The sequence below is a fragment of the Actinoplanes sp. NPDC049599 genome, from assembly GCF_044465625.1.
GTDB lineage: Bacteria > Actinomycetota > Actinomycetes > Mycobacteriales > Micromonosporaceae > Actinoplanes.
Genome location: NZ_JBITLX010000029.1, coordinates 107,350 through 119,667, shown reverse-complemented (window position 1 = coordinate 119,667; position 12,318 = coordinate 107,350). Strand labels below are relative to the sequence as shown.

The window sequence follows — 12,318 nt, the reverse complement described above, 5'->3', positions numbered from 1 at the left end:
CAATGCTTGGCGCGGCCGTTTCGGCGCGGCAGAAGCGTGTCGCCCGTCCGGGGGATGGCGATCGATCATCACAACAGCCATGCAAAAGACTCAGCTAACCCCACCGCCACAAGATCCGCTCACCTGGCCACCACCCCGACGCCCCCAGCTCGCAGACCTTGTCGCGCAGCGGGGCGGGACAGAATAGGGCGGGACCCAACCCGACCGTCACAAGATCCACTAGCCCGAGCGCAATCGCGGACACCCCCAGGCCTGGCTGACGCGCTACGGCACCGTGAACCCTCTTGCCCCGGACCTTGTAGCGCAGCGGCGCGGAGCCAACCGTGCCGCTACAAGATCCCCCCAGCTCGTAGACCTTGAAGCGCAGCTAACCGCGCTGCTACAAGATCTGCGCACCGCCGGGTCGCTGTGGCGTCTTGTCCCTGGATGGCTCGGAGCTGACGTCGCCGCTTCGCAGGTCAGCCCGATCGTCGGAGCAGATCTTGCGACTTGGCCAAGCCCCGATATCTCGCACGAAGGTCGCCACGCCGGTCGGGCTGAGCCCACGCCGGGGGCGCAACCGGTCGGGCCGAGTCCACGCCGCGGGCGCGACCGGACGGGCTGAGTCGACGCCGGGGGCGCGATCGGAGATGTCGAGCACCCGGCGCACCTGCCGGGACGGGATCACCTCGAAGCCGGCCGGGAAGCGCTCGGCGAGCCGGATCAGCGCGCCGGGCCGAGTCCACGCCGGGGGCGCAACCGGCAAAGGATCCAGAAATGGCAAAATCCGAGCGGCCATCGACACCTCACCCCGTGGCGGGAGTGAAGGGTGATTATCGGATCAGCCCGGCGCCGGCGGCACTTCCGGGACCGGCCCGCGGGTCGGCCTCCGCGGCGGGGCGACGGTGTTGCGGTTGTCGACCGCCGCGCCCGTACCGGAAATGGCTTTTGATCCCGCGCGACGGCCCTTCAGGAGGCCGGGCGGCGCTTCTGCCGCTCGTTGTAGTCGCGCATCCGCTGCGGGTAGCCCATCAGCCGGATGTCGTAGATCGGCATCGCCAGCTGGTGGGCGAAGCGGCGGGCGCTCTCCGGCGAGTCGATGCGCCGCCGGGTCCACTCGCCGTCGTGCGCCACGAGCAGCACCGTGGTCTCGGTCACCGTGGTCTTCGGCTCGATGAAACCCTCGACGCCGCGCCGGGACCGGACGAACTCCGCGAGGTGCTCGAGATCGGCGCGATCGGCCGGCCGGCCGCCCCCACGGGTCGGCTCTCTGCGCCGCCGGAACCAAGCCACGCCGCCCTCCTCACGTTCGACTGCGGTCAGGGTACGTCCTCGGCCCGTGTTCTCGGGCACCTGACTACATCGATCCGTGCGGCAAGTGACAAGATGGCCAGGACAGCTGTGACCGTTTCCACCATGTGACCCATGTGGCAACGACGCGAGTGGGAGTAGACGTTGAGCCAGCCCGGCGGAACCTACGACATCGTGATTCTCGGCGCCGGCAGCGGCGGTTATGCCGCGGCCCTGCGCGCGGCCGAGCTGAACCTGTCGGTCGCATTGATCGACAAGGCCGAGCTGGGCGGCACCTGCCTGCACCGCGGCTGCATCCCGACCAAGGCGCTGCTGCACGCGGCCGAGCTGGCCGACCAGACCCGCGAGAGCGAGCAGTTCGGCATCAAGGCCGACCTGGTCGGCATCGACATGGCGGGCGTGAACGCGTACAAGGACGGCGTCGTCGGCCGCCTCTACAAGGGCCTGCAGGGCCTCATGAAGCAGCCGAACATCACCCTGGTCCAGGGCGCCGGCAAGCTGGTCGCCCAGGACACCGTCGAGGTGGACGGCAAGAAGTACACCGGCCGCAACGTCATCCTGGCCACCGGCTCCTACTCCCGGTCGCTGCCCGGCCTGGAGATCGACGGCAAGCGGGTGCTGGCCAGCGAGCACGCCCTCAAGCTCGACCGGGTGCCCAACTCCGCGATCGTGCTCGGCGGCGGCGTCATCGGCGTCGAGTTCGCCAGCGTGTGGAAGTCCTTCGGCGCCGAGGTGACCATCCTGGAGGCGCTGCCCCGGCTGGTCGCCGCCGAGGACGAGGAGGTCAGCAAGGCCGTCGAGCGGGCGTTCCGCAAACGGAAGATCAACTTCAAGGTCGGCAAGCCGTTCGAGAAGGTCGAGCACACCGAGAACGGCGTGAAGGCGTACCTGGCCGGCGGCGAGACGGTGGAGGCCGAGATCCTGCTGGTCGCGGTCGGCCGCGGCCCGACCACCAAGGACCTGGGGTACGAGCAGCAGGGCGTCACGCTCGACCGGGGCTTCGTGATCACCAACGAGCGCCTGCACACCGGCGTCGGGAACATCTACGCGGTCGGTGACATCGTGCCCGGCCTGCAGCTGGCGCACCGCGGCTTCCAGCAGGGCATCTTCGTCGCCGAGGAGATCGCCGGCCGGAACCCCGCCGTCATCGACGAGAACGGCATCCCGCGGGTCACCTACTCCGACCCCGAGGTCGCCTCGGTCGGCCTGACCGAGGCCAAGGCCAAGGAGCGGTACGGCGCCGACAAGATCTCGACGTACAGCTACAACCTCGGCGGCAACGGCAAGAGCCAGATCCTCAAGACGCAGGGCTTCGTGAAGCTGGTCCGGGTCAACGACGGCCCGGTCGTCGGCGTGCACATGGTCGGCGCCCGGATGGGCGAGCTCGTCGGGGAGGCGCAGCTGATCTACAACTGGGAAGCTTTCCCGGAAGAGGTCGCCCAGCTCGTGCACGCTCACCCGACGCAGAACGAGGCGCTCGGCGAGGCGTTCCTCGCCCTGGCCGGCAAGCCCCTGCACGCGCACAGCTAAAGGCCCCGTTCCACAAAGCGGTTAAGGAGTTCTGAGAGATGCCGGTATCGGTCACCATGCCGCGGCTCGGTGAGAGCGTCACCGAGGGCACCGTCACGCGCTGGCTCAAGCAGGAGGGCGAGCGGGTCGAGGCCGACGAGCCGCTGCTCGAGGTCTCCACCGACAAGGTCGACACGGAGATCCCGTCGCCGGCCGCCGGGGTGCTCCAGCGCATCGTCGTCGGCGAGGACGAGACCGCCGACGTCGGCAGCGAGCTGGCGGTCATCGCGGGCGACGGCGAGGACGCGGGCTCGGCTGCCCCGGCCCCGGCCGCCGAGGAAGAGGCCGAGCCTGAGCCCGCCGCACTCGACACCCCCTCCACCGAGAAGCCGATCGAGGAAGAGGCGCCTGCCCCGCAGGCCGCCGCGCCCGCCGGCAGCTCCGAGGGCACGGCCGTGAAGATGCCCGCCCTGGGCGAGAGCGTCACCGAGGGCACCGTCACCCGCTGGCTCAAGCAGGTCGGCGACACCATCGAGGTCGACGAGCCGCTGCTCGAGGTCTCCACCGACAAGGTCGACACGGAGATCCCCTCGCCGGTCGCCGGCACGGTCCTGGAGATCAAGGTCCCCGAGGACGAGACCGCCGACGTCGGCGCCGAGCTGGCCATCATCGGCACCCCGGGCGACGCGCCCGCCGCGAGCCCGGCGCCCGCCGCCCCGGCTCCGCAGCAGGCCGAGGCCCCGAAGGCCGAGGAGCCCAAGGCCGAGGAGCCCAAGGCCGAGGAGCCCAAGGCCGAGGAGCCCAAGGCCGAGGCCCCGAAGCCCGCGCCGCAGCAGCAGTCGGCGCCGCTGGTCGAGTCGAAGCCCGGCCCGGAGCCGGAGACCGGCCGGCCCGCACCGGCCGCGCCGGCCGCGCCCGCCCAGTCCAGCGCCCCGGCCGCCGAGACGGTCCGGGCCAACGGCGCCGGCGACGCCGGTTACGTGACCCCGCTGGTCCGCAAGCTCGCCGCCGAGAAGGGTGTCGACCTGGCGTCGATCACCGGCACCGGCGTCGGCGGCCGGATCCGCAAGCAGGACGTCATCGAGGCGGCCGACAAGGCGGCCGCAGCCGCGGCCAAGCCCGCCGCTCCGGAGGCCACGCCGGCGGCCGCCCCGGCGGCCGCCCCCGCTGCCGCGAAGCCGGCGCCGAGCCCGCTGCGCGGCCGCACCGAGAAGCTGACCCGGATGCGCGCGACCATCGCCCGCCGCATGGTCGAGTCGCTGCAGACCTCGGCGCAGCTCACCACGGTGGTCGAAGTCGACCTCACCAAGGTCGCCAACCTGCGCAACAAGGCCAAGGCCGACTTCCTGGTCAAGAACGGCGCGAAGCTCACCTTCCTGCCGTTCCTGGCGCTGGCCGCGGTCGAGGCGCTCCGGCAGCACCCGGTGGTCAACTCGTCCATCGACCAGGAGGCCGGCACGGTCACCTACCACGACGGCGAGCACCTGGGCATCGCGGTGGACACCCCGCGCGGCCTGATCGTCCCGGTCATCCGCGACGCCGGCGACCTCAACCTGGCCGGCCTGGCCAAGCGGATCGCCGACGTGGCCGAGCGCACCCGGAACAACAAGATCAGCCCGGACGAGATCTCCGGCGGCACCTTCACGCTGACCAACACGGGCAGCCGCGGTGCGCTCTTCGACACGCCGATCATCAACCAGCCGCAGGTCGGCATCCTCGGCACCGGCGCGGTCGTCAAGCGCGCCGTGGTCGTCGACGACCCGAACCTGGGCGAGCTGATCGTGCCGCGTTCGATGATCTACCTGGCGCTCAGCTACGACCACCGGATCGTGGACGGCGCGGACGCCGCCCGCTTCCTGGTGACGATGAAGGAGCGCCTGGAGGCCGGCCAGTTCGAGGGAGACCTCGGCCTGACCTCCTGATCCGGCAGAAAACGCGAGAAGGGGCGCTTCGGCGCCCCTTCTTTGTTTTGAACGGGTTCATCTTCGGGAAGGATGGAGATATGCGGATTCTCCTGGCCGGCGCGTCCGGTTTCCTCGGCACCCGGCTCGCCGAACGGCTGCGCGCCGCCGGCCACGATCTCACCCGGCTGGTCCGGCACCCGGCGCAGGCCCCGGACGAGGCCACCTGGCGGCCGTCGGCCGGGCAGCTCGACCAGGGCCTGGTGGCGGGCGCGGACGTGGTGATCAACCTGGCCGGCGCCGGGGTCGGCGACAAGCGCTGGAACGCCCGGTACAAGAGCCTGATCCGCAGCAGCCGGGTGGACACCGCCGGCACCATCGCCCACGCGATCAAGAACCTGCCGGCCGCCGACCGCCCCCGCGTGCTGCTCCAGTCCTCCGCGGTCGGCTGGTACGGCGACACCGGCGACACCCCGGTCACCGAGGACGCCCCGGCCGGCACCGGCTTCCTGGCCGACGTGTGCCGGGTCTGGGAGGCGGCCGCCCGTCCCGCCGAGGACGCCGGCACCCGGGTCGCGCTGCTGCGCACCGGCCTGCCGCTGGACGAGAACGGCGGCCTGCTCAAGCCGCAGATGCTGATCTTCAAGATGGGCGCCGGCGCCAAGCTCGGCGGCGGCAAGCAGTGGGTGCCGTGGATCGGCCTGGCCGACTGGCTCGGCGCCGTGGACTTCCTGCTGGAGCGCGACGACCTGGCCGGCCCGGTCAACCTGGTCGGCCCGGAGCCGGCCACCAACGCCACCTTCACCCAGGTGCTGGGCCGGATCCTGCACCGGCCCGCGGTGCTCCAGGTCCCCGGCATCGCCCTGCAGGTCGCGCTGGGCGAGTTCGCCCACGAGGCGCTGCGCAGCCAGCGGGTGCTGCCCGGCGTGCTGCAGCGGGCCGGCTTCACCTTCACCCAGCCGACCCTGGAGGCGGCGCTGCGGGCCGCGGTGGATCAAGAATCGAGTACGGCGGGCCGCCCGTAGCGCCCCGGCTTGATAGCCTGCGCGTGGTGTCCGTCGTCGCCGCAGCCCCCGCCGAGTCCGCCGATCCGCCGGTCGAGTCCACGACCCGCGGCGGCGGCCTTCTGTCGTGGCGTCCGCACCTGCTCGTGGCGGCCGTCGCGCTGACCCTGGCCGGCTACGTGATCAATGGGCTGTGGCAGGACCCGGCCGGTCACGTGATCGCCAAGAACGCCGGTGACCAGGCGTTCTTCGAGTGGCTGCTGGGCTACGGGGTCTATCTGCTGGGGCACGGCGGCGACCCGTTCTTCACCGACCTGATGAACGCCCCGGTCGGGGTCAACCTGGCCGCCAACACCTCGATCACCGTCTACATCGTGCTGTTCGCGCCGCTGACGATCCTGGCCGGCCCGCAGGTCAGCTTCGCGACGATCCTGACCCTGAACCTGGCCGGCTCGGCGTTCGGCTGGTATCTCTTCCTGCGCCGCTACCTGATCCGCCGGACGGCCGCCGCGGCCCTGGGCGGCCTGTTCTGCGGCTTCGCGCCCGGCTTCATCTCGCACGCCAACGGCCACCTGAACTGGACCGCCGGCTGGGTCGCGCCGCTGGTGCTGTGGTGGGTGCTCAAGCTGCCCGAGCCCCGGCGCTGGCTGCGGCACGGCCTGATCCTGGGCGTCGTGGTCGCGGTCGGCTTCTCCATCGCCGCCGAGGGCCTGTTCTTCACCGCGCTCGCCAGCGCGGTCTTCCTCGGCACCCGGTCGCTGCTGCCGCACTGCCGGCCCGCCGCCCGGGCCGCGCTGCCCACCGTGCTGGCCGGGCTGGGCGTGACGGCCGTGGTCGCCGGGGCGCTGCTGGCGTACCCGCTCTACCTGCACTTCGCCGGGCCGCAGACGTTCAGCGGCACCGGCTTCAACCAGGCGCACTACGCCGAGGACGTCGGCGCGTACCTGGAATATCCGACCCGCTCGGTGGCCGGCTGGCTGGGCTTCGGCAGCGACCTGGCGCCGAACCCGACCGAGGAGACGTCGTTCTTCGGCGTGCCGCTGATGGCGCTGGTCGGCGTCTGCCTGGTGACGCTGCGCCGGCACGCGCGGCCCGGCCGGTTCGAGACCCTCATCGCGCTGTACGCGGTGGGCGCCGTCTTCCTGGTGCTCTCGCTGGGCCCGCAGCTCAAGTTCTTCAAGGACACCACGGCCATCAAGCTGCCGTACGCGGCGCTGATGCACCTGCCGCTCTTCGACTCCGCGCTGCCCGGCCGGTTCGCGCTGGTGGTGGCCTGCGTCATCGGCATCCTGCTGGCACTGACCGCCGACCGGCTGCTCGCCGAGCCGATGCCGTCGGCGCGCACGCACACCGCGTGGGCGGCCGGCTTCGCGATCGCGCTGGTGCCGCTGTTCCCGCTGCCGGTGCTGACCGGCGACCGGGCGCCCGAGCCCGCGTTCATCGCCGACGGCCTCTGGCGGCAGTACGTCTCCGACGGCGGGGTGCTGACCGCGTTGCCGTTCGCCACCACCGACACCGCGGACGGGCAGCGCTGGCAGGCGTACACGATGGCCCGCGGCGGCGAGCAGTTCCGCATCCCGGACGGCTACTTCCTCGGCCCGGGCGGCCCGGAGGGCGTCGGCCAGATCGGCGCCACCCCCCGCCACACCGACTGGAAATTCCTCCGCGCCGCCCTGTACGGCGAGGTCCCCCCGATCGACGACTTCGACCGCGACCAGGCCCGGGCCGACCTGGCGTACTGGAAGGTCGAGGCGATCTTCCTGCCCGAGCTGGTGACCGGCTCGCAGGGCCCGGTCTTCCGGGCCGCGGTGGAGATGACCGCGATCGACCTGTTCGGCGAGCCGGAACGGGTCGGCGGGGTCCTGTTGTGGCGCATCCGCCCCGGGATCGACCCGGTGGCCGCGGGCTAGGCTGGGCTCGTGACGACTTCTACGCTCCAGGTCCTGCGCCCGGGCCTGGTCGACTACCGCGAGGCCTGGGAGTCCCAGCGCCGGCTGCACGACGCCGTGGTGGCAGGCACCCAGCCGGACACGATCCTGCTGCTCGAGCACCCCAGCGTCTTCACCGCGGGCAAGCGCACCGAGCCGGCCGACCGCCCGCTGGACGGCACCCCGGTGGTCGACGTCGACCGCGGCGGCAAAATCACCTGGCACGGCCCGGGCCAGCTGGTCGGCTACCCGATCGTCAAGCTGGGCGACCCGATCGACGTGGTCGCCTACGTGCGCCGCGTCGAGCAGCTGCTGATCGACGTGTGCGCCGAGTTCGGCGTCCGCACCGACCGCGTCGAGGGCCGCAGCGGCGCCTGGGTCCGCGCCGACGACCGCGGCCCCGACCGCAAGATCGCGGCGATCGGCATCCGGGTGGCCCGCGGGGTCACCCAGCACGGCTTCGCCATCAACGGCGACTGCGACCTCACCAACTTCGACCGGTTCGTGCCGTGCGGCATCCGCGACGCGGGCGTGACGTCGCTGACCGCGGAGCTGGGCCGCCGGGTGACGGTCGACGACCTGCTCCCGGTCGTCGACCGCCACCTGCCGACGCTGCTGTGAACCTCTACCGCGACCCACGCGACAAGCGGGTCTTCGTGCCGAAGAAAAGTGGCGGGGTCGTGCTGAACTTCGGCCACCCGATCGCCTGGTGGATCCTGATCTGCACAACGATCGTCCCGCTGATCATCGTGGTCGGCATGACCCTCGCCGTCATCCTCTGACCCCCGCTGTCGGAGCCGGCGGCGCGCCCCGGAGCGGGACACGCCGCCGGGGCTCCGGCCACGGGCGTCAGGGCCCGCCGCGGCTCCGGGCCACGGGCGTCAGGGCGCGCCGCCGGCCCCGGCCGCGGGCTTTAGGGCGCGCCGCCGGCTCCAGCCGCGGGCTTCAGGGCGTGACCCAGTGCAGGCCGCGCCCCCCGAGCCCGGCCACGGGGCGTCAGGGCGTAACGCGGTGCAGGTCACGCGGGAACGCGGTGACCTCGCGGACGTTCGCCGCCCCGGTCAGCCGCGCCACGAACCGCTCCAGCCCGATCGCGAAGCCACCGTGCGGCGGCATCCCGTACCGGAAACCGTCGAGGTAGCCCCGATAGGGCGCGACCGGCTCGCCGCGCGTGGCCAGGGCGGCCTCGTAGTCCGCGTAGCGGTGCAGCCGCTGGCCGCCGGTGACCAGCTCGAGCCCGCGGAACAGCAGGTCGAAGCTGTTGGACCAGACCGGGTCCGACGGCTGCGGATGGGTGTAGAACGGCCGCTTGCGCATCGGGTAGCCGGTGACGAAGACAAACTCCGACCCGTGCTCCCGCAGCGCCCACTCCCCCAGCGCCCGCTCGTGCGCCGGGGCGAGGTCGGGCTCGTCGGCCGGCGCCCCGGCGATCCGCAGCGCCTCCGCGAAGTGCAACGCCGGGATCTCGGCCGGCACCGCCGGCACGGCGACGCCGGTGCGCTCGGCCACGGTGGCGGTCATCCCGGCCACCACCTCGGTGAGCAGGGCCATCACGTCCCGATGGTCGGCGATGAAACCCAGCTCGGCGTCCAGCGATGTGTACTGCGCGAGGTGCCGCGCGGTGTCGTGCGGCTCGGCGCGGAACACCGGCCCGACCTCGTAGACCCGTTCGAACACCCCGACCATCAGCTGCTTGTAGAACTGCGGCGACTGGGCCAGGAACGCGGGCCGGCCGAAGTAGTCGAGCGCGAACACGTTGGCGCCGGACCCCCCGTCCGACCGCCCCGCCACCACCCCTGACCGGACTGAAGACTCACTGGCCGACGCCACGATCTTCGGCGTGTGGATCTCGACGAAGCGCCGCTGCTCCAACGCGTACCGGAACCCCGCGGCCGCGGCCGCCGCGACCCGCAACGCCCCCGCCCGGCTCGGGTGCCGCAAGGAAAGGGCGGCATGGTCAAGCTGAGTGGGCAGGCTCGCGCTCAGCGCGGGCCGATGCAGGTCAAAAGCCAGCGGTACGTCCACAGCGTTCAAAATTCGCAGAACGGGAGCAGTCAGCTCAACTCCGGCAGGCGCGGCCGGGTTCGCGGTGACCGTGCCGGTCAGCTCGACCACGGACTCCTCGCCCAGCCCCTCGAGCTGGGCGCGGACCTCGGGCTCGGTGACCACCACCTGGGTGAGCCCGGCGGCGTCCCGCACGATCAGGAAGGCGACGGCCTTGAGCAACCGGCGGCGATGAACCCAGCCGGCGACCGTGACGGTGGCCCCGGTGTGCCGGGCCAGTTCGGTGGAGAGGATGCGTTGCACGGCTTTGACCTCCTCGGTGACTGCAACGCGGCCCCAGGGAGGTGTGGGCGAGCGGGATCCTCGCGGTGCCACCACACCTTCGCGCCCAGCCTCGGGCGCCTCTTGTCGTACCCGGCTCAGGAGTGTCTTCGCGCCCCGCACCGGGCCACCATCACAGCTGGCGGTGGCTCTCTCGGCCGGTGGGATCGGGGCGTTACTCGGTTCCGTCAGCGCCGTGCACGGCACGTTAACAGCGCCCGGCCGACCGGCAAACCGGGTTTCCCCGACCGGCGTGAGGGCCCTCACAGAATCAACGATGTGAGCCTCGCCGCCCCTGCAACGGTTGATCTTGTCTTCGGCGTAACCTCAGCCTTGTGACTATTGCTCCCGAGGGCCGCCGCATGCTGCGCATCGAGGCGCGCAACGCCGAAACTCCCATCGAGCGCAAGCCGCCCTGGATCAAAGTCAAAGCCAAGATGGGCCCCGAGTACACACACATGCGTGGCCTCGTGCAAAAGGAAGGCCTGCACACGGTCTGCCAGGAAGCCGGCTGCCCCAACATCTACGAATGCTGGGAAGACCGCGAGGCCACCTTCCTGATCGGCGGCGACCAGTGCACCCGCCGCTGCGACTTCTGCCAGATCGACACGGGCAAGCCGGCCGAGTTCGACGCCGACGAGCCCCGCCGGGTAGGCGAATCGGTAGCCACCATGGGCCTGAAATACGCCACGGTCACCGGCGTGGCCCGCGACGACCTCCCCGACGGCGGCGCCTGGCTGTACGCGGAAACAGTCCGCCAGATCCACAAGCTCCAGCCCGGCTGCGGCGTCGAGCTGCTGATCCCCGACTTCAACGCCGACCCCGAGCAGCTGGCGGAAGTCTTCGGAGCAGCCCCCGAGGTGCTGGCCCACAACGTGGAAACGGTCCCCCGCATCTTCAAGCGCATCCGCCCCGGCTTCCGCTACGACCGCTCCCTCGACGTGATCACCCAAGCCCGAGCCGCCGGCCTGGTCACCAAGAGCAACCTGATCCTGGGCATGGGCGAAGAAAGAAGCGAGGTCTCCCAGGCCCTGAGGGACCTGCACGCAGCCGGCTGCGAACTGATCACCATCACCCAGTACCTGCGCCCGACCCCCCGCCACCACCCGGTGGAACGCTGGGTGAAGCCGGAAGAATTCATCGAACTGAACGCCGAAGCCGAGGAAATCGGATTCGCCGGGGTGATGAGCGGGCCTCTGGTGCGGTCGTCTTACCGGGCCGGGCGGTTGTACAAGCAGGCGCTTGCCGCTCGGGGCTGAGGTCCTGCACGGGGTGTTTCGCTCCGCTGGTGATCGGTCGGTCGGCCTGGCATGCTCTCGGCCGACCCTGCACCTGGCCCGGCCTCCGCGTCATCCCTGACGACCTCGCGCCCGGCCCGGCCTCCAGGTTGTCCCAGCCGACCTTGCGCTTGGCCCGGCTTCCACGTAGTCCTGCCCACCTTGCGCCCGGCCCGGCCTCCGTTGCTACCTGCTTACCCCACCAGGTGCCGGCCTGTATGCGCGAAGCTTTGCTCACCCGACCGTTTGCATGGCCCGCCCCGCGCGACACCCTGCTCAGCCAACCGCCAGCCTGGCCGCCACGCGCGAAGCCCTGCTCGCCCGGCGAATGGCTGGCCGCCACGCGCGAAGCCCAGCTCGCCCAGCGAATGGCGGGCCTCCACGCGCGAAGCCCAGCTCAGCCATCCGCCAGCCTGGCACACCACGCGCGAGCCCTGGTTGCCCGACCGCTTGCTGACCTCCACGCACGAAGCCCAGCTCAGCCAACCGCCAACCTGGCCCACCACGCGCGAGCCCTGGTTGCCCGACCACTTGCTGGCCGCCACGCGAAGGCCTGCGCAGCCAACTGCTAGCTAGCGGGGCTCCCGCCACGCAAAGCCATGCGGACCTTGTGACCTTGCCCGGTCACCGTGCGTCGTCCCTACCCCTCGTCGCCCCTCGCCCGGCCTCCGCGGCCCCCGTCTGCCTTGCCCGGCACCCGGGCGTGACTTGGGCTTGCCGATGGATCTTGGTAACGGATGGCCGTCAGAACAGCCATCCGTTACCAAGGTCTCCGGCTATTCCCTGATGCCGGCGGGCAGTGCCGAGCAAGGCCGACTGCCAGCCGCGTGAGCCATTCGAAGCGCCGTCCTGCAACGATGCCGACGCGCAATTCCCAGCCGGCAGAGTATGGCTTCCGTTCCTGCTCATAGAGGTATTCGGCATGCTCCGAGAGATGCTCGCCCACTCCGGGCAGAACCTCGTCCTCGAACCGCAATCCGGCGGCCAGACGACGGGAACCGAAGTCCACGTGCTGCGTGAAGCGCAGGACCGGACCGCCAGCCAGACGGAACCACCCGCCACATGCTGCGTGAAGCGCAGGACC

Annotated in this window: 9 protein-coding genes; 7 read left to right on the top strand and 2 right to left on the bottom strand. The window is 71.4% G+C overall.

Annotated features, from left to right (window positions below):
• Window positions 1–948 precede the first annotated feature (948 nt).
• Window positions 949–1,272, bottom strand: coding sequence for a hypothetical protein (locus tag ACIBQZ_RS35485; protein WP_396093233.1), 324 nt, complete (start codon window positions 1,270–1,272; stop codon window positions 949–951).
• A 162-nt stretch (window positions 1,273–1,434) separates the two neighbouring features.
• Here ACIBQZ_RS35485 and lpdA point away from each other — a divergent pair, with 162 nt between their 5' ends.
• The 6 genes from lpdA to ACIBQZ_RS35455 all read left to right on the top strand — a co-directional run bounded on the left by lpdA (window position 1,435) and on the right by ACIBQZ_RS35455 (window position 8,414).
• Window positions 1,435–2,820: a dihydrolipoyl dehydrogenase gene (gene lpdA / locus ACIBQZ_RS35480; protein ID WP_396093232.1), complete on the top strand. Its 1,386-nt coding sequence runs from the start codon at window positions 1,435–1,437 to the stop codon at window positions 2,818–2,820.
• Window positions 2,821–2,858: 38 nt separating this feature from the next.
• Window positions 2,859–4,721: a 2-oxoglutarate dehydrogenase, E2 component, dihydrolipoamide succinyltransferase gene (gene sucB, locus ACIBQZ_RS35475; RefSeq protein WP_396093231.1), complete on the top strand. Its 1,863-nt coding sequence runs from the start codon at window positions 2,859–2,861 to the stop codon at window positions 4,719–4,721.
• Between the two features lie 80 nt (window positions 4,722–4,801).
• The gene (locus ACIBQZ_RS35470; protein ID WP_396093230.1) at window positions 4,802–5,725 is read left to right on the top strand and encodes a TIGR01777 family oxidoreductase; all 924 of its coding nucleotides are present in this window, start codon (window positions 4,802–4,804) and stop codon (window positions 5,723–5,725) included.
• A gap of 26 nt (window positions 5,726–5,751) precedes the next feature.
• The gene (locus ACIBQZ_RS35465; RefSeq protein ID WP_396093229.1) at window positions 5,752–7,614 is read left to right on the top strand and encodes a DUF2079 domain-containing protein; all 1,863 of its coding nucleotides are present in this window, start codon (window positions 5,752–5,754) and stop codon (window positions 7,612–7,614) included.
• Between the two features lie 9 nt (window positions 7,615–7,623).
• Window positions 7,624–8,253, top strand: a complete 630-nt coding sequence (gene lipB, locus ACIBQZ_RS35460; protein ID WP_396093228.1) for a lipoyl(octanoyl) transferase LipB — start codon at window positions 7,624–7,626, stop codon at window positions 8,251–8,253.
• Window positions 8,250–8,414, top strand: a complete 165-nt coding sequence (locus ACIBQZ_RS35455; RefSeq protein ID WP_396093227.1) for a peptide ABC transporter substrate-binding protein — start codon at window positions 8,250–8,252, stop codon at window positions 8,412–8,414. Before lipB ends, ACIBQZ_RS35455 begins: the two co-directional genes overlap by 4 nt.
• Window positions 8,415–8,628: 214 nt before the next feature.
• Here ACIBQZ_RS35455 and aspS read toward each other — a convergent pair whose 3' ends face one another.
• A complete protein-coding gene (aspS, locus tag ACIBQZ_RS35450) occupies window positions 8,629–9,939 on the bottom strand; it encodes an aspartate--tRNA(Asn) ligase (protein WP_396093226.1) in 1,311 nt (436 codons plus the stop codon).
• Between the two features lie 380 nt (window positions 9,940–10,319).
• Between aspS and lipA the strand changes: the two genes are divergently transcribed.
• Window positions 10,320–11,216: a lipoyl synthase gene (gene lipA, locus ACIBQZ_RS35445; protein ID WP_396093225.1), complete on the top strand. Its 897-nt coding sequence runs from the start codon at window positions 10,320–10,322 to the stop codon at window positions 11,214–11,216.
• Window positions 11,217–12,318 lie beyond the last annotated feature (1,102 nt).

Bases quoted from the DNA above. Each gene is read 5' to 3' on its own strand.
- sucB (WP_396093231.1), top strand. From the start codon at position 2,859: ATGCCGGTATCGGTCACCATGCCGCGGCTCGGTGAGAGCGTCACCGAG.
- ACIBQZ_RS35470 (WP_396093230.1), top strand. From the start codon at position 4,802: ATGCGGATTCTCCTGGCCGGCGCGTCCGGTTTCCTCGGCACCCGGCTC.
- lipA (WP_396093225.1), top strand. From the start codon at position 10,320: ATGCTGCGCATCGAGGCGCGCAACGCCGAAACTCCCATCGAGCGCAAG.